Annotated in this window: 15 protein-coding genes; 11 read left to right on the top strand and 4 right to left on the bottom strand. The window is 70.8% G+C overall.

The features are described from left to right. The first annotated feature begins 105 nt into the window (after positions 1-105). From AVW09_RS05690 to AVW09_RS05675, 4 genes are all read left to right on the top strand, one after another. Positions 106-2,634, top strand: coding sequence for an ATP-dependent Clp protease ATP-binding subunit (locus AVW09_RS05690; protein WP_063257099.1), 2,529 nt, complete (start codon positions 106-108; stop codon positions 2,632-2,634). A gap of 187 nt (positions 2,635-2,821) precedes the next feature. Then, positions 2,822-3,703, top strand: coding sequence for an LLM class flavin-dependent oxidoreductase (locus AVW09_RS05685; RefSeq protein ID WP_063257098.1), 882 nt, complete (start codon positions 2,822-2,824; stop codon positions 3,701-3,703). After that, positions 3,700-4,476, top strand: a complete 777-nt coding sequence (locus AVW09_RS05680) for an LLM class flavin-dependent oxidoreductase (RefSeq protein ID WP_063257097.1) — start codon at positions 3,700-3,702, stop codon at positions 4,474-4,476. The genes AVW09_RS05685 and AVW09_RS05680 overlap by 4 nt, the downstream gene beginning before the upstream one ends. A gap of 39 nt (positions 4,477-4,515) precedes the next feature. After that, positions 4,516-4,920, top strand: a complete 405-nt coding sequence (locus tag AVW09_RS05675; RefSeq protein ID WP_063257096.1) for a DoxX family protein — start codon at positions 4,516-4,518, stop codon at positions 4,918-4,920. Between the two features lie 128 nt (positions 4,921-5,048). Here the strand turns inward: AVW09_RS05675 and AVW09_RS05670 are convergent, their stop codons facing one another. Next, a complete protein-coding gene (locus AVW09_RS05670) occupies positions 5,049-6,692 on the bottom strand; it encodes a RecQ family ATP-dependent DNA helicase (protein WP_063257095.1) in 1,644 nt (547 codons plus the stop codon). 268 nt (positions 6,693-6,960) lie between these two features. Between AVW09_RS05670 and AVW09_RS05665 the strand changes: the two genes are divergently transcribed. Then, a complete protein-coding gene (locus tag AVW09_RS05665; protein ID WP_082822844.1) occupies positions 6,961-8,550 on the top strand; it encodes an ATP-dependent DNA ligase in 1,590 nt (529 codons plus the stop codon). 4 nt (positions 8,551-8,554) lie between these two features. Next, positions 8,555-9,181 (top strand): hypothetical protein, encoded by a 627-nt coding sequence (locus tag AVW09_RS05660; protein ID WP_063257094.1) that lies wholly within the window; start codon positions 8,555-8,557, stop codon positions 9,179-9,181. A gap of 57 nt (positions 9,182-9,238) precedes the next feature. Here AVW09_RS05660 and AVW09_RS05655 read toward each other — a convergent pair whose 3' ends face one another. After that, positions 9,239-10,102, bottom strand: a complete 864-nt coding sequence (locus AVW09_RS05655) for an NYN domain-containing protein (RefSeq protein WP_063257093.1) — start codon at positions 10,100-10,102, stop codon at positions 9,239-9,241. Positions 10,103-10,144: 42 nt separating this feature from the next. Then, positions 10,145-11,128 carry a Gfo/Idh/MocA family protein gene (locus AVW09_RS05650; protein ID WP_063257092.1) on the bottom strand — a complete coding sequence of 328 codons (984 nt, stop codon included), beginning with the start codon at positions 11,126-11,128 and terminating at the stop codon, positions 10,145-10,147. Positions 11,129-11,249: 121 nt separating this feature from the next. Here AVW09_RS05650 and AVW09_RS05645 point away from each other — a divergent pair, with 121 nt between their 5' ends. The 5 genes from AVW09_RS05645 to mmsB all read left to right on the top strand — a co-directional run bounded on the left by AVW09_RS05645 (position 11,250) and on the right by mmsB (position 18,027). Beyond that, the gene (locus tag AVW09_RS05645; RefSeq protein WP_063257091.1) at positions 11,250-12,572 is read left to right on the top strand and encodes a M20/M25/M40 family metallo-hydrolase; all 1,323 of its coding nucleotides are present in this window, start codon (positions 11,250-11,252) and stop codon (positions 12,570-12,572) included. Between the two features lie 87 nt (positions 12,573-12,659). Then, positions 12,660-13,694, top strand: coding sequence for a LacI family DNA-binding transcriptional regulator (locus tag AVW09_RS05640; RefSeq protein WP_063257090.1), 1,035 nt, complete (start codon positions 12,660-12,662; stop codon positions 13,692-13,694). A 315-nt stretch (positions 13,695-14,009) separates the two neighbouring features. Then, positions 14,010-15,113: a multiple monosaccharide ABC transporter substrate-binding protein gene (gene chvE / locus AVW09_RS05635; protein WP_051038748.1), complete on the top strand. Its 1,104-nt coding sequence runs from the start codon at positions 14,010-14,012 to the stop codon at positions 15,111-15,113. Between the two features lie 141 nt (positions 15,114-15,254). After that, positions 15,255-16,781, top strand: a complete 1,527-nt coding sequence (mmsA, locus tag AVW09_RS05630; RefSeq protein WP_063257156.1) for a multiple monosaccharide ABC transporter ATP-binding protein — start codon at positions 15,255-15,257, stop codon at positions 16,779-16,781. Continuing rightward, positions 16,768-18,027 (top strand): multiple monosaccharide ABC transporter permease, encoded by a 1,260-nt coding sequence (gene mmsB / locus AVW09_RS05625; RefSeq protein WP_022878996.1) that lies wholly within the window; start codon positions 16,768-16,770, stop codon positions 18,025-18,027. Before mmsA ends, mmsB begins: the two co-directional genes overlap by 14 nt. Positions 18,028-18,117: 90 nt before the next feature. Here mmsB and AVW09_RS05620 read toward each other — a convergent pair whose 3' ends face one another. Beyond that, positions 18,118-19,092: an AraC family transcriptional regulator gene (locus tag AVW09_RS05620; protein ID WP_063257089.1), complete on the bottom strand. Its 975-nt coding sequence runs from the start codon at positions 19,090-19,092 to the stop codon at positions 18,118-18,120. Between the last annotated feature and the right edge of the window lie 88 nt (positions 19,093-19,180).

The raw sequence follows: 19,180 nt of genomic DNA, 5'->3' as shown, positions 1-19,180 counted from the left end.
ACCGTTCGCCGGGAATATCCTCGGAGCCCTCCCGTTGAACTTGATACGCAGCCACTCAAGTAAGAAACTTGAGTCGACTCCACTCACGTATCACAGGAGACGGAATTGCCTGAAGATGTCACCCCCGGCGCCGGGGACAACGGCGCCCAGTCGTTCGACGAGTTCCTCGCGCGCTACCTCGCCGGTGAGCGGGCGCGCGCCGAGCGTTCGATCGACCTCAGCCGGTTCCTGAGCGCCCGCACCCAGGAGGCTCTGCAGGAGGCCGGCCGCTATGCGCTCGGCCGCGGCCAGCGCGAACTCGACGCGCTGCACGTCCTGCACGTGCTCGTCGGACAGGCGCCCGCGCGCGACGCCGTCGCGCGTCTCGGCGCCGACCCCGCCGCGATCGCCCGCGCCGCCGAGAGCCGTCTGCCGGCCGCCGGTCCCGCCGCGGACGTCGACGGTGCCGTCGTGGCGGGATCGGTCCAGCGCGCGCTGTTCCACGCGTTCCAGGTCGCCCGCGCCGCCGGGTCGACCTACGTCGACCCCGACCACCTCTTCTTCGCGCTCGTCCTCGCGCAGGACGCCCCCGCCGGGCAGATCCTCGCGCAGGCCGGTGTCACCGCCGAGGCCCTGACGCAGGGCGTGCGCGAGACCGTCGTCGGCGGCGAGCAGGCCACGGCGCCCGAGGAGACGGCATCCACGACCCCGAATCTCGACCGGTTCGGCACCGACCTCACGGCGCTCGCCGCGTCGGGTCGCCTCGACCCGGTGATCGGGCGCGCCGACGAGATCGAGCAGACCATCGAGATCCTCAGCCGCCGCACGAAGAACAACCCCGTGCTGATCGGTGAGGCCGGCGTCGGCAAGACCGCCGTCGTCGAGGGACTCGCCCGCGCGATCGTCGAGGGCGCCGTGCCCGAGCAGCTGCGCGACACCCGCGTCGTCTCGATCGACCTGGCGGCGATGCTCGCCGGTGCCCGCTACCGCGGCGACTTCGAGGAGCGTCTGACCCAGACGATGGACGAGATCGCGGCTCAGTCCGGCAAGCTCGTCGTCTTCATCGACGAGGTGCACACGATCGTGGGCGCCGGCGCCGGTGGCGAAGGGGCGATGGATGCCGGGAACATCCTCAAGCCGCGGCTGGCCCGGGGCGAGCTGCACCTCATCGGTGCCACCACGCTGAAGGAGTACCGCACGATCGAGAAGGACCCCGCCCTCGAGCGGCGTCTGCAGCCCGTGCGGGTCGGCGAGCCGTCGCTCACCGACGCCGTCGAGATCCTGCGGGGCCTGCGTTCGGCGTACGAGGCACACCACGCCGTGACCTACACCGACGACGCGCTGCGCGCCGCGGTGGAGCTGAGCGACCGGTACCTCCCCGACCGCGTGCTGCCCGACAAGGCGATCGACCTCATCGACCAGGCGGGCGCGCGTCTGCGCCTGCGCCTCGGCGTCGCGGTCGACACGACGGCCCTCGTCGAGCGGCTGGCCGTCCTGGAGGCCGACAAGAACGCCGCCGTCTCGGCCGAGCACTACGAGGAGGCCTCGCGCATCCGCGACGAGATCACCGCGGTGCAGGAGCGTCTGGCGACGGCGACGTCCGCGCCGCGTCCCGACGCGGTGGTCGACGAGCCCGAGATCGCCGCGGTGATCAGCCGGTCCACCGGCATCCCGGTGTCGCGTCTGACCGCCACCGAGCGCGGCCGCCTGTCGCACCTGGAGGACGACCTGCACGGCCGGGTCATCGGACAGGATGCCGCGGTCACCGCGGTCGCCAAGGCCGTGCGTCGCAACCGCACCGGGCTCGGCGACGAGCGTCGGCCCGTCGGATCGTTCCTGTTCCTCGGCCCCACGGGCGTCGGCAAGACCGAGCTGGCGAAGGCCCTGGCCGGGTCTCTGTTCGACGACGACTCCGCCGTGATCCGCTTCGACATGAGCGAGTTCGGCGAACGGCACACCGTGTCGCGGCTCATCGGTGCCCCTCCGGGATACGTCGGTTACGACGAGGCCGGACAGCTGACCGAGCGGGTGCGCCGGAACCCCTACTCCGTCGTGCTGTTCGACGAGATCGAGAAGGCTCACCCCGACGTGTTCACGCTGCTGCTGCAGGTGCTCGACGACGGGCGCCTGACCGACGGCCAGGGGCGCACGGTCGACTTCCGCAACACCGTCATCGTGATGACCTCGAACCTGGGCAGCGAGTACCTGGCATCCCGTTCGGGAGCCATCGGGTTCACCACGACCGGACGCGACTTCGCCGACGACGACCTGCGCGACCGCGTCATGGGCAAGCTCCGCGAGGCGATGCGGCCCGAGTTCCTCAACCGCATCGACGACATCGTGATGTTCCGCAAGCTCGAGAAGGAGCAGCTTCGCGACATCGTCCGGCTGCTGCTGGAGCGCACGTCGAAGCGCCTCGCGTCGCGCGAGGTGTCGCTCGAGGTGACGGATGCCGCCGTCGACCGCCTCGCCGAGGTCGGGTACGAGCCCGAGTACGGGGCGCGGCCGCTGCGCCGGGTCATCCAGCGCGAGATCGACGACCGCATCGCCGACCTGTTCGTCGCGGGCGACCTCGTCGACGGGGGAGCGGTGACCGTGGATGCCACGGACGCCGGCTTCATCGTGCGGGCCGCCGTCGAGGCGCTCGCCGCGTAAGTCACGGTGTCAGGCCCCCGGGACCTTCGGGTTCCGGGGGCCTTTCGTCTGCGTTCGCGGTGCACAACTCCTGCGGGCCGGTCGTTCTGTCGCCGTTCCGACTGGCCCCGCGCCGGTGTGCAGGAGTTATGCCGGATGCCGAGTCTCCACGCCGACAATGTCGGTGGGGCAGGGCAGAGTAGAGGGCATGAGTCGTATCGGCACGATCTTCAGCCCGTACCCCCATCCCCCCGAAGAGCTCCGCGAGGCGGCGCGCGTCGCCGAGGGCGAGGGCGTCCCCGAGCTGTGGCTGTGGGAGGACTGCTTCCGCTCGTCCGCCTGGGCCGCGGCGACCGCGGCGCTCGCCGCAACCGACCACCTGCGCGTGGGCGTCGGCATCGCGCCGTTCCCCCTCCGCAATGTCGCGGCGTCGGCGATGGAGGTCGCGACCATCGAGCGCATGTTCCCCGAGCGCCTCCTCCCCGGCTTCGGGCACGGCGTGCAGGACTGGATGCGGCAGATCGGCGCCAAGGCCGCCTCGCCGCTCACGCTCATGCAGGAGCAGCTGCCCGCGCTGCGCAGCCTTCTCGCCGGCGACACGGTGACGACCGAGGGGCGCTACGTGAAGCTGCGCGACGTGTCGCTGGACTGGCCACCCGTCGTCGCGCCGCGGGTGTACGCCGCCGCGGAGGGGCCGAAGACGCTGCACCTCGCCGGTGCGGTCGCCGACGGCGTGATCCTCGACAGCCGCCACACCGTGGAAGAAGTCGCCGAGGCCGTGCGCACGGTCCACGCGGGGTGGGCGGAGGCGGGCCGCGAGGGCCGCCCCGATGTCGTGGCGTACGTCCTGACGGCGTTCGGGCCCGGAGCGTCCGACCGCGTGGGCGCGGTGCTGAAGGACCGACCGGATGCCGCCGACCGGGCGCTCGCGGGATCCGTCGGCGACGTCGCCGAGGGCGTCGCGCGGTTCCAGGCCGCGGGCGTCGACGACGTCGTGCTGCTGCCCACCGACGACGTCGATCTGCACGTGTTCTTCTCGGCCGTCGGCCAGGTCGCCGCCGAGATCCCGGCCGCCGGGGGAGTCTCGTGAGCCGGGGCGTCGTCTCGATCGGCTTCGCCGGCACGCTCGGCCCCGACGCGATCGCCGAGATCGCCCCGTCCGTCGAGGCGGCCGGGTTCCACACGCTGTGGATCAACGACACCCCCGACGGTGACGCGCTCGCGGCGCTCGCCGCGGCCGCTCGAGTCACTCGGACGCTCCACCTCGCGACGGGCGTCGTGCCCGTGGATCGGCGGCCCGCCGCGCAGATCGCCGCCGAGGTGGCATCCCTCGCTCTTCCGCTCGATCGCCTGACGCTGGGTATCGGCTCGGGCATCGCGAAGGAGGGGGCGCTCGCCCGCGTGGGCGACGCCATCGACGTCCTGCACGCTGCGGGGGTCCCGCGCGTGCTCGTCGGCGCGCTCGGGCCGCGGATGCGGCGGCTCGCCGTCGAGCGCGCCGAGGGCGTTCTGCTGAACTGGGTGCCGCCGACCGAGGCGGCCGAGCAGGCCGCGGCCCTGCGCGAACTCGCGCCCGACACCCATGTCGCCGTCTACGTGCGCACCGCGATCGTCGATGCCGCGCGCGCGAGGCTCGACGCCGAGACCGCGCGGTACGCCTCGTTCCCGAACTACGCCGCGAACTTCGCCCGGATGGGGGTGGATGCCGCCGACACGACGATCCGCGATGTCACCGATCTCGGCCCCGCGCTCGAGGCGTACACCGTCGGGGTGGACGAAGTGGTACTGCGCGCGATCGTCCCGGAGGACACCGTCGCGGAGTACGTCGAGTTCGTGCGGCGCACCGGTCCGACGCCGCTCTGACGCAGCCCCGGGGGCGTCACCGGATGGCAGACTGACCGGATGCCACGACGTCGAGGTGCCCCGGTCCGTTCCGCCGCGCGCGGCGCGCTGGCCCTGCTGCTGGTCGCCGCGGGGATCAGCCACGTCACGTGGGGTCGCCGCGGGTACCGCATCGTCGTCCCGGACTGGGCGACGAAGATGCTGCACACGGACAAGGACGCCATCGTCGTGGCATCCGGGGCCGCTGAGGTGCTCCTCGGGGCCGGACTCGTCGCGCTGCCGCGCGAGCGACGTCGTATCGGGGCCGCCGTCGCGGCGTTCTTCGTCGCCGTGTTCCCCGGCAACGTTCACCAGTGGCGCACCGGTCGCTCCGCGCCGGGGCTGAGCACCGATCGCGCGCGCTTCGTGCGGCTGTTCCTGCAGGCACCGCTCGTGGCCTGGGCGTGGTGGTCGACGCGGGAGTGACCGGGACACGGTGCGCTCCACTGCGGGGTGGGGCGACGTGCGTGGCCCCGGGGCGGTGGAGATGGCCCCGGGGCCACGAAGCCACCCCGTCCTCGCGGCCCCGCCCTCCCCGGCCCGCCGACGCGGCGCTACGCGGCGTCGCCGAGTTCCAGGATGCCGCGGTCGAACGCGGCGCGAGCCAGGACCTTGTAGCCGTGATCGGCGAAGAACACCGTCAGGCGGTCGGCCTCGACGGCCATCACCCTTCCGGTTCCCCACTCGTGGTGGTCGACGATCGAGTCGACGCGGAGGTCGTCGGGCTCGGCGTCCACGGCGGCGAGGGAAGTGGCATCCGCACCATCACAGCGATCGCAGGTGCCGCAGTGCTCGCTCGCCTCGACGCCGAAGTACTCGAGGAGCGCGCGCCGTCGGCAGTGGACGGTCTCGGCATAGCCGCGCATGATCTCGATGCGGGACGCGCGCACGCGCTCCTCGGCGTCGTCGCGTTCGCGCACCGCGGCGACCGCATCGCCCGCGGAGACCTTCGCCGCGGCGGAGATCCCCTCGGGGCCGGCCACGGCCAGTCCGCACGCCACGAGCTGCGTCAGCACTCGCCCGATCGCGCGGGTCGAGCGCCCGCTCCCCTCGGCGAGGTCCTTCGCGCGGACCGGGACGTTCCGGTGCACGAGTGCGTCCCACACGCCCGAGATGTCGGCGCGTCGGCTGTGCCCGCCGGCGAAGAACGACCGCAACGAGAAGTCCTCGGCGCGGTAGTGCAGCACGGCGCGCGCGGGCTGTCCGTCGCGCGCGGCCCGGCCGATCTCCTGGGCGTACGCGTCGAGCGACTCGGTCACGTCGGCGTGGATGACCCACCGCACGTCCGACTTGTCGACGCCCATCCCGAACGCCGACGTGGCCACGACGACGTCGAGCTCGCCGGCGCTCCAAGCCGCGTGCACCTCGTCGCGCCGCTTCTGCGCCATCCCGCCGTGGTACGGCGCGGCCCGGCGCCCGTGCTCGGTGAGCTCCGCGGCATACGCCTCGGTCGCCTTGCGCGTCGCCACGTACAGGAGTGTCGGGCCGTCGGCATCCCTCACGTCCTCCACGACGGCGCGGCGCTTGTCGGCGTCGTGCTCGTGGCGGCGGACCGACATGTGGATCTCGGGGCGATCCATGCCGCGCACCTCGAGGTGAGGATCGCGCATCCCGAGGCTCGCGACGATGTCATCCCGGACGGGACCGGATGCCGTGGCCGTCAAGGCCAGCACGGGAGGACGCCCCAGCGCGTCGACGGCGTCGCCGATCCGCGCGTACTCGGGTCGGAAGTCGAAGCCCCACGCGGACACGCAGTGCGCCTCGTCCACGACGACGAGCCGGACGTCGGCCGTCTTCAGACGCTCGAACACCTCCGGATTCGCGAGCTGCTCCGGGGCGAGGAAGGCGTACACCGGTTCGCCGCTCTCGATCGCGGCCCAGGCCGCGGTGCGCGCCCTCGCTCCCGTGCGCGAGTTCAGCGCGACGGCGGCGGGCGCGTCGGGGGCGGCGTCGATCGAGGCGATCTGGTCGCGCTGGAGGGCCAGCAGCGGCGAGATGACGACGGTCACCCCGCCCAGTTCGCATCCCGCGATCTGGTACACCGCCGACTTGCCCGCGCCGGTCGGGAACACGACGAGCGTGTCGCGTCCGCCGACCACGGCGTCGATCGCCTCGGCCTGCCCCGGCAGCAACGCGTCCCATCCGAAGGCCTCGCGGGCAGTGCGGGCGGACTGTTCGGCGGTGGCGGGAGCGTTCATGGGACCTCGTTCCTGGGGGAGGAGTCCAGCACACGCCACCGACCGCCGAGGTCGTCAGGGGTTGCGGAGCGGGGCGCCGTGTGATCAGCGCCGGCACGTCACGTTCGGCGGGTTGGTCGCCGCCCTGCGGTCGCGATAAAGGCGATTCGCGGCAGGAAACGGGCTGCCGCGGCGTTTCTCTGTGGGGATCGCGTTTCTCGGGATGGCATCCGTAACCTCCGCGCGCAAGCCGACCGGCGATGTCGGAGGGGGATGCCAGGATGCCTCCATGCTCCTCGGTGAACTGCAGGTCGCGCTGGCGACGGCGGCGGCCACGCGCTCGCGGCTCGCGAAGGTCGACGCGCTCGCCGACGTGCTGGGCCGACTCGCCCCGCAAGAGGTCGTGCCGGCCGTGGGTCTGCTCACCGCCGCGCCGCGTCAGGGGCGTCTCGGGATCGGGTGGCGCACCCTCGCCGCCCGCGGCGGGGTGCACGCGGAGTCCGCGTCGCTGACCGTCGCCGACGTCGATGCGGCGTTCTCGCGCCTCGTCGAGATCTCCGGCAGCGGGTCGGCCGCGGCGCGGATCGCGGTGCTCGACGACCTCGCGGCCCGCGCCACCGCCGACGAGTGGGACCTCCTCGTCCGCGTCATGACGGGCGAGCTGCGGACGGGCGCGCTGGAGGGCGTGCTTCTGGATGCCATCGCCCGAGCTTCCGATCGCGACGGGACGCTCGTCCGCCGTGCCGCCATGCTCTCCGGCGACCTCGGCGAGACCGCGGCGGTGGCGCTGGGCGGAACGGCGGAGGAAGTGGCATCCATCGGTCTCGTCGTCGGGCGCGGCGTGCAACCGATGCTGGCCTCGACCGCCGCGTCGGTGGCGGAGGCGCTCGGCGTCGCGGGGCTCGCGTCGGTGGAGTACAAGCTCGACGGGGCACGCGTCCAGGTGCACCGTCACGGTGACGAGGTGCGGGTGTTCACGCGCACGCTCGCCGACGTGACGCATCGAGTGCCCGAGATCGTGGAGGTCGCGCGGGCGCTGCCGGTGGCGGACGTGATCCTCGACGGCGAGACGCTGTCGCTCGACGACGACGGGGCGCCGCGGCCATTCCAGGACACGATGGCGCGTTTCGGCGCGGAGACGGCGCGCGAGATCGCGCTGCGGCCGTGGTTCTTCGACCTCCTCCATGTCGACGGGAGGGATCTCCTCGACGAGCCGCTCGCGGTGCGCCGGGCGGAGCTCGAGCGGATCGCGCCCGAGTTCCGGATCCCGTCGATCGTGACCGACGACCCGGTGGCGGCGGAGGAGTTCGCGCGAGATGCCCTGCGAGCCGGACATGAGGGCGTCATGGTGAAGGGCGTGGATGCCGCCTATACCGCGGGGCGACGCGGCAAGAGCTGGCTGAAGGTCAAGCCCGTCCACACCTTCGACCTCGTCGTGCTCGGAGTGGAGCGCGGGTCGGGTCGTCGCTCGGGGTGGCTGTCGAACCTGCACCTCGGCGCGCACGACCCCGAGGGCGCCTTCGGTGAGCCCGGCGGTTTCGTCATGGTCGGGAAGACGTTCAAGGGCCTCACCGACGAACTGCTGCGGTGGCAGACGGCGCACTTCGCCGAGCGGGAGATCGGCAGTGTTCCCGGTGGCATCCGGGTCGTGCCCGACACCGTCGTCGAGATCGCGATCGACGGGGTCCAGCGCTCGACCCGGTATCCCGGTGGCCTGGCGCTGCGCTTCGCACGGGTGAAGGGGTATCGGCCGGACAAACCCGTCGCCGAGGCCGACACGATCGACACGCTCCGCGCGATGCTGCCCGGTGCGGGGACGGTTCCCGCGCAGGCGGGTGCCGCGTCGGACGAGCAGGGCGCTGAGCCCGAGGAAGGATGATCCGATGAGCCGCGTGCCCTGGCTGGACGGAGAACTCGAATACCGGAGCTTCGGGACCCCGGGCGCCCCGCGCGCGGTCGTGGTGCTGCGGACGGGCGACGTCTCGACCATCGATCCGGATACCCGCGTGACCTCCGGCTTCGACGTGCGGATCGTCGCGGTGGGCCTGGATGCCCCGGAGCTGGAGGATCCGCCGGCGTTCGGTGGCCAGACGCCCGCGGGTCTGACGCTCGACGCTCTGCGCGGGCTCCTCGAACGCGAGGTTCCCGGAACGTCGGTGGGTCTCGTGGGGGAGCGGTCGGCGGGGCCGATCGCGATCCACCTGGCTGCCGTCATGGGGTCCATGGTCGACCGGCTTGCGATCGTGGGGGTGGAGAGTCCGTCCGATCCGCTCAGCCGCGACCTGCACACCCCGCTCCTCGACGACGTCGTCGCCGACACCCTCATCGTGGTCGGCGGCGACGGACCGGCCGGCGTGCACGACGGCGAGTGGTATGCCCGTCGCATCCGCGAGGCGCGGCTCGAGGTCATCGACGGCGACGACCTCGACACCATCAACGGACACGTGACGCTGTCGGCGGTGTGGGGCAGCGTCCTCGCGCACGTGGCACCGGGCGCCGAGCGGCGCTGACCCGTTACGCCGAGTGCCGAGCGGCGCTGAACCGTTACGCCGAGCGCCGGGTGGGGCTTACGCCGCGCGCGACACCGGCCGCACCTGCACGATGTTCGAGTCCTCGTCGACCTCGACGTGGTCGGTCTGCGCCTTCAGGAAGTCCGAGAAGCTGCGGAACCCGAGCGCCTTCTCGCTGAACGACGGGTCGAGCCGCTTCATGAGGTCCTTCACGGCGGAGGCGTGCAGCCACTCGCCGTCCGCGCGCTCGCCCTCGAGCTGCATCGCGCGTTCGAGAAGGTTGACCGCGGGATCCTGCGAGCGCTTGCGAGCACGGGGGCGGGTGGGCGCGGCATCCTTCTTCGTGTCGGCGAGCTTCGGGATGCCGGGCAGCGCGTCATAGTTGTCGAAGCGGTCGCACGCGGACGCCAGCGACTTCGCCGTCGACCCCGCGACGCCGATGCCGACGACGTAGCGTCCGAGGCGCTTGCACCGCTGCGCGAGCGGGACGTAGTCGCTGTCACCCGCGACGATGACGACGTGGGAGAGGTCGGGAAGGCGGAACATGTCCTCCACGGCATCCACGGCGAGGCGGATGTCCGCGCCGTTCTTCGCATATGCCGCGGCGGGAAACAACTGCACCAGGTCGACGGCGCGCGCGACGAGCTGCGAGCGGTATTCGGCGTTGACCGGGGCAGACCAGTCCGCATAGGCGCGGGTGAGGACGAGGGTTCCGAACGATGCCGCGTAGTCGATGATCGCGCCGACGTCGATCGTGGCCTTCGTCAAGCGCTCCGCGATCTCGGGGTCGATCGGGTTCTCGGCGATCTTCTGCCGGTCGCGCGAGTACGAGTTCCGACCGTGGACGCGGTCGTACCAGGACATCACGATGTTGTCGAAGTCGAGGTAGACGGCGACGCGGGCGTTCTGAGGATCCGGCATGCTCCCAGTCTCTCCCGCGGGGCGGGGCGGCGGGTAGCCCGCTCAGCGACCGCCGGGGTAGACCACACCGATCTGTCGGCGGACCTCGTCGAGCACGCCCATGATCGCGACCGTGTCGTCGATCGACAACACGTCGCTCGAGGTCGCGCCCGCGGCGACGAGGCGCTCGGCGGCCAACGCCTGGAACTGCATTCCGCGCCCGTCGACGGACCCGTCGAACTCCTCGACGACCGTGCCGTCGGGGCCGACGACCCGGAACGTCGTCGGGGTGTACCAGACACGGTCGATCTCGATCCGCGCCTCGGTCCCGACGATCTGCGCGACGTTCATGCCGGCGCCGCGCGACGAGGACACGGTGGTCGACAGGCCTCCACCGGGGTGGACGAACACCGTCGCGACCTCGGCGTCACTGCCGGCATCCGAGAGCCGGGCGGAGGCCGTGATGCTCTCGGGCAGACCGAGGACGTCGACGGCGAAGGACACCGGGTAGATGCCGAGGTCGAGCAGTGCCCCTCCGCCGAGCTCGAGGGCGTTGAGGCGGTGCTGCGGGTCGGTGGAGATCTTCTGGGTGTGGTCCGCGGAAACGACGCGGACCTCGCCGAGGGTGCCGGCGGCGAGGATCTCGCGGATCCGCACCATGTGGGGCAGGTACCGCGTCCACATCGCCTCCATGGCGAGGAGCCCCTTCTCGGCCGCGCGGTCGCGGATGGCCGCGGCCTCTTCGGCGTTGAGCGTGAAGGGCTTCTCGACGAGCACGTGCTTGCCGTGGTCGAGGGCGAGCAGCGCGTTGTCGACGTGGGCCGGGTGCGGCGTGGCGATGTACACGATGTCGACGTCCGGATCGGCGACGAGGTCCTCGTAGGAACCGTGCGCGTGCGGGATGCCGTACTGATCGGCGAACGCTCGCGCGCTCTCGATCGAGCGCGAGCCGACGGCGGCGACGTCGAGGCCCGCGGTGCGGAGGTCGGAGGTGAAGGCGTGCGCGATGCCGCCCGTGGCGAGGATGCCCCAGTGCAGTCCGGTCATGGCTCCACCGTATCGGTGGGTGCGCTCCCGCGGTCGCCGGCGGACGCCGAGCGCAGGACGGACGCCTCGCGCCGGGCGGACGCCGAGCGCAGCACGAACGCCGCCCGCGTAGGCTCGGGTCATGACGCCCGTCGAGCGCTTCCGCGAGCTGTTGGCCATCCCGACCGTGTCGCACGCCGACTCCGCGGACACGGATTTCGCGCGGTTCGAGGAGTTCCGCGCGGCGCTCGAGCGGCTCTACCCGCTGGTGCACGCCCACCTCGAGCGCGAGATCGTCGCGGGCCACGCGCTGCTGTACCGGTGGCGCGGGGAGTCGCCGACCGAGCCGTTGTTGCTCCTGGCGCACCAGGACGTCGTCGACACCGCCGGCCAGCCCTGGACGCGCGACCCGTTCGCGGCCGCGGTCGAGGGGGAGGGGACGGATGCCACGATCTACGCCCGCGGCGCGATCGACGACAAGGGCGCACTCGTGGCGATCCTCGAAGCGGTCGAGGAAGCACTGGCGGAGGGCGTCGTCCCACGCACCGACGTGTGGCTCGCGTTCGGCCACGACGAGGAGACGCTCGGCGAAGGCGCTCAGGCGATGGCCGCGCTGCTCGCGGAGCGCGGCGTCCGACCGGCGCTCGTCCTCGATGAGGGCGGTGCGGTCGTGGAGGGAGCGCTGCCCGGCGTCACCGCACCGACGGCGATGATCGGCGTGGCCGAGCGCGGCAGCGCGACGTTCGACCTGATCGCACGCGAGGCGGGCGGGCACGCCTCGACGCCACCGTCGTTCCCCGCCACCGCGCGCCTCGCTCGCGCGATCGGCCGGGTGCAGCGGCATCCGTTCCCCCGACGGCTCGTGCCCCCGGTGCGCGCCATGCTCGCAACCGCGGCCGCGCACGCACCCGAGCCCCTGCGGACCGTGTTCCGCCGCGCGGCGCTGACGGGCCCGCTCCTCACGGCGGCTTTCGCGTTCCTCGGGCCCGAGACCAACGCGCTCGTACGCACGACCGCCGTCGTCACGCGCCTCGAGGGTTCCGCCGGCGACAACGTCCTGGCGACGGCGGCGCGCGCGACGGTCAACGTCCGGCTGCTGACGGGCGAGACGATCTCGGATGCCGCCATCCACCTACGCCGCGCGATCGCCGACCCGCTCATCGACATCGAGCTGCGCCACGGCGGCGATCCGTCCCCGGTGTCGCCGTGGCAGGGCGCCGCATGGCGGCGTCTCGCCGCGGCGGTGGGGGAGACGCTCGGGGACGACGTTGTCCCGCTGCCGTACCTGCAGCTCGGGGCGAGCGACAGCCGCTTCTACACCGGCCTCACCGAGCACGTCTACCGGTTCGCGCCGTTCCACCTGACGCGGGCCGAGCGCGACGCGCTGCACGCCCCCGACGAGCGGATCCGCGTCGAGGTGTGGCTGCGCGGCATCCGCTTCTACCGCGCCCTGCTGGCATCCTGAGCCGGCCCGAACCGGCGAGTGGGCGCGCGTCGGCTATCCTCGTGTGACCGGTCACGACGCGATCGGCGACGCAAAGAAGCGAGATCGATGAGCGAGACCGACATCCCGGATGCCGCGGCCAAGGCGCCGAGTATCCGCGACGTGGCACGTCTGGCGGGGGTCTCGTACCAGACCGTCTCGCGCGTGATCAACAACAGCCCGCAGCTGCGCCCCGAAACGGCGGCACGCGTGCGCGAGGCCATCGCGGAGCTGAAGTTCGTGCCGAACCAGGCGGCCCGGGCTCTGGCGACGAGTCGCACGCGATTGATCGGCGTGCTGGGGCCGCGGACGACCACCCACGGCGTGTCGTCGATGGTGCAGGCGGCGGAATCCGCCGCGCGCCGGGCCGGCTACCGCCTGACGTTCACCAATCTCGGCACGAGTGCCCCCGACGACGTCCGCGCGTCGATCGACCACCTTGTCGCGCAGTCCATCGAGGGGCTCATCGCGGTCGCCCCGCAGACGCGGGTCGTCCCCATCCTCGACGAGATGAAGCTGCCGGTTCCGGTGCGCATCGTGTCCTCCACGGGACCCGCCACCCCGACCGCGACGTTCAACGATCAGGTCGCCGGCGCTCGCGCGGCGGTGCGCCACCTGGTCGACCTCGGGCACTCCCGCATCCTGCACATCGCCGGCCCGCGCGACTGGCTCGAGGCCGACCACCGGATGCGGGGATACCTCGCCGAGATGGACGCCCAGGACCTGTCGCCGCGCCCGCCGATCCTGGGGGACTGGTCGGCGCAGTTCGGTTTCGAGGCAGGGTTGGAGCTCCTCCGGACGGAGGATGCCACGGCCGTCTTCGCGGGCAACGATCACATGGCTCTGGGCTTCATGCATGCCGTCCGGGTGATCGGACGATCCGTCCCGGAGGACATCTCGGTGGTCGGTTTCGACGACGTTCCGGAGGCCGCGCATCTGTGGCCGCCGCTCACGACGGTGCGACAGGACTTCGCCGGAATCGGCCAGCGCGCGATGTGGGATCTTCTCACCGACCTGGGCGTTTCTCACGAGGGTCAGTCGATGCCGGAACCCGATCATCTGCGCCTCATCGTCCGCTCGTCGACGGCTCCGCCGAACCGCTGAGACGTCACGGTTTGGCAACGGCTGTTCGTCGAACGCACGGGGACTTGACATGGACAGCGATGCGCGGGGTAGCATCGCACACACAATGTGAACGGTCACATCACCGCCACACCACGCCGACGGGACTCGCTGCGGAGCGACTCCGTCGAGACGAAGACGTTTCGAACGATGCGCTACACCCGCTTCGCCGATCGGCCTCGTTTCGCCCCGCCGGCCGCGTGAACGGCGTGCCGTCCGCGCTGCAGCGGTCGGCTCCGCGGGGGAGAGGCCGTGACATCCAACCCAACGAAGGGAACCAGAGTGAAGAAGCACAGCATGCTCAAGGCGATCGCGGGAGCGGGCGTCCTGGCGCTCGGCATCGGCCTCGCGGGCTGCGCGGGCGACCGTACCGGCAGCGGCGGCGGCGACGCGCAGGAGGCCGGCGGCACCATCGGTGTCGCGATGCCCACGCAGCAGTCGGAGCGGTGGATCGCCGACGGCAACAACGTCAAGAAGCAGCTCGAGGACCTCGGCTACCAGGTCGACCTGCAGTACGCCAACGACGACATCCCCACCCAGGTCTCGCAGATCGAGAACATGATCTCCTCGGGCGCGAAGGCCCTGATCATCGCCTCGATCGACGGCACCACCCTCACCGACGTGCTGCAGCAGGCCGCCGACGCGAAGATCCCGGTCATCGCGTACGACCGCCTCATCAACGGCACGAAGAACGTCGACTACTACACGACGTTCGACAACTACAAGGTCGGCGTGCAGCAGGCCACGTCGCTGCTCACGGGCCTCGGCGTCCTCGACGCTTCTGGCAAGGACACCGGCGCCGCCGGCCCCTTCAACATCGAGCTGTTCGCCGGTAGCCCCGACGACAACAACGCCACCTTCTTCTGGAAGGGCGCGATGGACACGCTCAAGCCCTACATGGACAAGGGCACGCTCGTCGTCCCCTCGGGCCAGACCGAGTTCGGTCAGGCGGCGATCCTCCGCTGGCTGCCCGAGACCGCCCAGAAGCGCATGGAGAACATCCTCACGGTCATCGGGGGCACCAAGCTCCAGGGTGTGCTCTCGCCCTACGACGGTCTCTCGATCGGCATCATCTCGGCCCTGACCTCCGGCGGCTACGCGGCCAACGCGCTGCCGGTCATCACGGGTCAGGACGCCGAGGTCGGCTCGATCAAGTCGATCATCGCGGGTGAGCAGTACTCGACGATCTTCAAGGACACGCGCGAGCTCGCCAAGCAGGCCGTGACCATGGTCGACGACATCCGCAAGGGCACCGAGCCCCAGGTCAACGACACCGAGACCTACGACAACGGCGAGAAGGTCGTTCCCTCGTACCTGCTCGAGTCGACGATCGTCACGAAGGACAACTACGAGAAGGTTCTCGTCGACAGCGGCTACTACACCGCCGACGACCTGAAGTGATCTCCGCGGGAGGGCTCCGGCCCTCCCGCACCGCCTCCGCCGCGACCGATTCCCCGGGCGCGGCGGAGGCCCCTGTTCCCTCACCCCCACCCGGCGCAGAGCCGGTCCTGCAAGGAGGACCTCGTGAGCACCATCCTCGAGATGCGCTCGATCACCAAGGAGTTCCCCGGCGTCATCGCCCTGGCGGACGTGTCACTCACCGTCGAACGCGGTACCGTGCACGCCATCTGCGGCGAGAACGGCGCAGGGAAGTCCACTCTCATGAAGGTGCTCAGCGGCGTCTATCCCGCGGGCGACTACCGCGGTGAGATCGTCTTCGACGGCAAGACCGTCGAGTTCAAGGACATCCGCGACAGCGAAGCGGCCGGCATCGTCATCATCCACCAGGAGCTGGCTCTCAGCCCCTACCTCTCCATCGCGGAGAACATCTTCCTCGGCAACGAGATCACCCACCGCGGCCTCATCGACTGGGATGCCACCAACCGCGAGGCATCCAAGCTCCTGGCCCGCGTGGGTCTGGGCGACAGCCCCGACGTGCCCGTCAACGAGATCGGCGTCGGCAAGCAGCAGCTGGTCGAGATCGCCAAGGCGCTGTCGAAGGACGTCAAGCTCCTCATCCTCGACGAGCCGACCGCCGCGCTGAACGACGACGACTCCGAGCACCTGCTCGACCTGATCCGCCACCTCAAGGGGCAGGGGATCACGTCGATCATCATCAGCCACAAGCTCAACGAGATCCGCGCGATCGCCGACGAGGTCACGATCATCCGCGACGGTCGCACGATCGAGACGCTGGACGTCGCCACCGGCGGCACGAGCGAGGACCGCATCATCCGCGGGATGGTCGGCCGCGAGCTCGAGAACCGCTACCCCGACCGAGACGTCGAGATCGGCGACGAGGTCCTGCGCATCGAGGACTGGACCGTCCACCACCCGACGGATGCCAGCCGCGTCGTCATCCACGAGGCGAACCTGAACGTGCGCGCCGGCGAGGTCGTCGGCATCGCGGGGCTCATGGGCGCCGGCCGCACCGAGCTCGCGATGAGCGTGTTCGGGAAGAGCTTCGGCTCGCGCATCTCGGGCAACGTCTACGTCCGCGGCCAGAAGGCGGACACGTCCACGGTTCCCGCGGCGATCCGCAGCGGCCTGGCGTACGTCACGGAAGACCGCAAGGGTGCCGGCCTCAACCTGATCGACACGATCAAGCGCAACATCTCGCTCGCCGGGATGCGCAAGCTGACCAAGCGCGGCTGGGTCGACGGCGACGAGGAGTACCTCGTGGCCAACCGGTACCGCAAGTCGATGAACATCAAGGCGCCCACGGTGGACGTCGTGGTCGGGAAGCTCTCCGGCGGCAACCAGCAGAAGGTCGTCCTGTCGCAGTGGCTGTACTCCGACCCGGAGGTGCTGATCCTCGACGAGCCGACCCGCGGCATCGACGTGGGCGCGAAGTACGAGATCTACACGATCATCAATTCCCTCGCGGCGCAGGGGAAGGGGGTGCTCGTGATCTCGTCGGAGCTTCCCGAGCTCCTCGGCATCTGCGACCGCATCTACACCCTCAGCGAAGGCCACATCACCGGCCAGCTGCCCATCGAAGAAGCCACACCCGAGGCCCTCATGGTGCTCATGACGAAGGAGAAGGAAGCCGACCATGTCAGCGCTTAACACCACGACCCAGACGGGGCCGGCGACGCCGAAGGGCCCCGTGGGCGGTGCCGCCGGGGGAACCGGCAACATCGTGCAGTTCTTCACCTCGCGTCTGCGCGAGATCGGCATCTTCATCGCGCTGATCGTGATCGTGCTGCTGTTCCAGGCGCTCACCGGCGGGCGTCTGCTCACCGCGGGCAACGTGTCGAACATCATCGTCCAGAACAGCTACATCCTGATCCTCGCGATCGGCATGGTGATGATCATCATCGCCGGGCACATCGACCTGTCCGTCGGCTCGGTCGCCGCCTTCGTCGGTGCCGTCTCGGGCGTGCTCATCGTGCAGTGGGGCCTGCCCTGGTGGCTCGGCATCCTGCTCTCCCTCGTGCTCGGCGCGGTGGTCGGCATGTGGCAGGGCTTCTGGGTCGCGTACATCGGGATCCCCGCGTTCATCGTGACGCTGGCCGGCATGCTGCTGTTCCGCGGTCTCACGCAGATGACGCTCGGCAACACGCAGATCACCCCGTTCCCGACCGAGTACCGTCAGCTCGGCGGCGGCTACCTGTTCCCGGAGCTGTTCCCCGCGGCCACCTCGCCCGCGGAGTGGATCACGGTCGCCCTCGGCGCCCTGACCCTCGTGCTGTTCGTCTTCTCGCAGGTGCGTCAGCGCGCGAAGCGTGCGGCGCTCGAGCTGCAGAACGAGCCGATGGCGGCGTTCCTCGTCAAGGTCATCGGTGGCGGCGCGCTCATCGCGTACCTCACCTACCTGCTGGGTGTCGCGCCCGGTTCGCGCGGTACGCCGATCGTGCTCGTCGTCCTGGCGCTCCTCATCATCGGCTACTCGACGGTCATGAGCCGCAGCGTCTTCGGTCGCCACATCTACGCGATCGGTGGCAACCGCACCGCCGCGAAGCTGTCGGGCATCAACACCCGTCGCGTCGACTTCCTGCTCTTCGTGAACATGGGCGTGCTCGCGGCTCTCGCCGGCATCGTGTTCACGGGTCGCCTGAACTCGGCCGGTCCCGGCGCCGGAAACCTCTTCGAACTGGATGCCATCGCCGCCTCGTTCATCGGTGGCGCCGCCGTGCAGGGTGGTGTGGGCCGCGTGGTCGGTGCCATCGCCGGTGGTCTGGTCATGGGTGTGCTGAACAACGGCATGTCGCTCATGGGCATCTCGACCGACGTCCAGCAGTTCATCAAGGGTCTGGTGCTGCTGCTCGCCGTCGCCTTCGACGTGTGGAACAAGAACCGCACCCGCGGTTGATCCTCACGCTCTTCGGACGCCCCGTCGCCTCGCGCGGCGGGGCGTCCGTCGTGCCGGGGGCAGGGCGGGCCGCATGACGCTCGCTGGACGCTAGCCGATCGCGGCGCCGTCGAAGCGGGTGCGATCGATCGGCGTCCCGTAGACGTCCTCGAAGGCGCGCTGGAGTGACGAGCGCGAACCGAACCCGCTGGCTGCTGCCACCAGATCGAGAGCAAGGTCGGGACCGCTCGCGAAGAGCGCCATCGCGTGCCGCGCGCGGTGGCGGCGGATCTCCTGCGCCACTCGGAGGTCGCGCGCACGGTAGGCCCGTTCGAGGGTGCTTCGAGAGACGTCCAGATCCCGGGCGAGTCGACTCGGCGAGAACTGCGGATTCCGGTACTCGTGGCTGATGCGCGCCTGCGCGCGCGTGAACAGATCTGCGCCGGGCAGAGAACTCGTCGAGGCCAGGACGAGCGCCCGCGCGACGTCCCGGGTCAGCGAGCGGAGCACGCCGAGGTCCTCCTCCTCCCCGGTGGGCGACTGGAACGCCGCCGCCTGCAGGTAGGCGTATGCGGCTCGGAAGACCGTGTCCGTCGGCGCGATGTCACCCACGCCGTCCGGCACGAGCCGAACGGGTTCGATCTCCGTCATGTCGAACGAGAAGAAGATGAGTTCCACGTCTGAGACGGCGCGGACGCTGACCGGGTCGGTGGTGGGGAAGATGAGGTGCAGGCCTCCGCCGTCGGCACTCCAATACGATCCTGGCCCGGTGATCTCGATTGCGCCGCGGTTGACGAAGAGGAAGACGCAGCGGTTGCGCGCGTTGACCCGCTGGCGCGACCACTCGACGACGAACGGCCCGGATACCACGTGGGCCGTGAGGCACCAGTTGAAGCGGACCGCCTGAATGCGCAGGCGCGTGATGTCACCCTCCGCGACCCGCAGTCCCATCCCTTCGACGAAGGTCTGAAGGCGCAGACGGTCGGAGGGAGCATCGCTCCGCTGGGCGAAACGATGCTGTCCCTGCAGATCCGTCCACCCGAGGGTGAGGTCGTGCGGTAACAGATCGGAGTGGTCGTTCGTCATCGTGTGGTCGCTTCTTGACACCGAGAGGGGAGGCTCGGGTGGCGAAGGGTCGCCGGACCTGCCCATCGCACGATGGTAGACCGCCCGC

The sequence above is a fragment of the Microbacterium sp. T32 genome (genome assembly GCF_001619615.1).
Taxonomy (GTDB): domain Bacteria; phylum Actinomycetota; class Actinomycetes; order Actinomycetales; family Microbacteriaceae; genus Microbacterium.
This window is presented reverse-complemented; position numbering and strand designations above follow the sequence as displayed.

Coding starts and splice junctions, on each gene's coding strand:
- AVW09_RS05685 (WP_063257098.1), top strand. CDS start 2,822: ATGAGTCGTATCGGCACGATCTTCAGCCCGTACCCCCATCCCCCCGAA.
- AVW09_RS05675 (WP_063257096.1), top strand. CDS start 4,516: ATGCCACGACGTCGAGGTGCCCCGGTCCGTTCCGCCGCGCGCGGCGCG.
- AVW09_RS05670 (WP_063257095.1), bottom strand. CDS start 6,692: ATGAACGCTCCCGCCACCGCCGAACAGTCCGCCCGCACTGCCCGCGAG.
- AVW09_RS05665 (WP_082822844.1), top strand. CDS start 6,961: ATGCTCCTCGGTGAACTGCAGGTCGCGCTGGCGACGGCGGCGGCCACG.
- AVW09_RS05660 (WP_063257094.1), top strand. CDS start 8,555: ATGAGCCGCGTGCCCTGGCTGGACGGAGAACTCGAATACCGGAGCTTC.
- AVW09_RS05655 (WP_063257093.1), bottom strand. CDS start 10,102: ATGCCGGATCCTCAGAACGCCCGCGTCGCCGTCTACCTCGACTTCGAC.
- AVW09_RS05650 (WP_063257092.1), bottom strand. CDS start 11,128: ATGACCGGACTGCACTGGGGCATCCTCGCCACGGGCGGCATCGCGCAC.
- AVW09_RS05645 (WP_063257091.1), top strand. CDS start 11,250: ATGACGCCCGTCGAGCGCTTCCGCGAGCTGTTGGCCATCCCGACCGTG.
- AVW09_RS05640 (WP_063257090.1), top strand. CDS start 12,660: ATGAGCGAGACCGACATCCCGGATGCCGCGGCCAAGGCGCCGAGTATC.
- chvE (WP_051038748.1), top strand. CDS start 14,010: ATGCTCAAGGCGATCGCGGGAGCGGGCGTCCTGGCGCTCGGCATCGGC.
- mmsA (WP_063257156.1), top strand. CDS start 15,255: ATGCGCTCGATCACCAAGGAGTTCCCCGGCGTCATCGCCCTGGCGGAC.
- mmsB (WP_022878996.1), top strand. CDS start 16,768: ATGTCAGCGCTTAACACCACGACCCAGACGGGGCCGGCGACGCCGAAG.
- AVW09_RS05620 (WP_063257089.1), bottom strand. CDS start 19,092: ATGACGAACGACCACTCCGATCTGTTACCGCACGACCTCACCCTCGGG.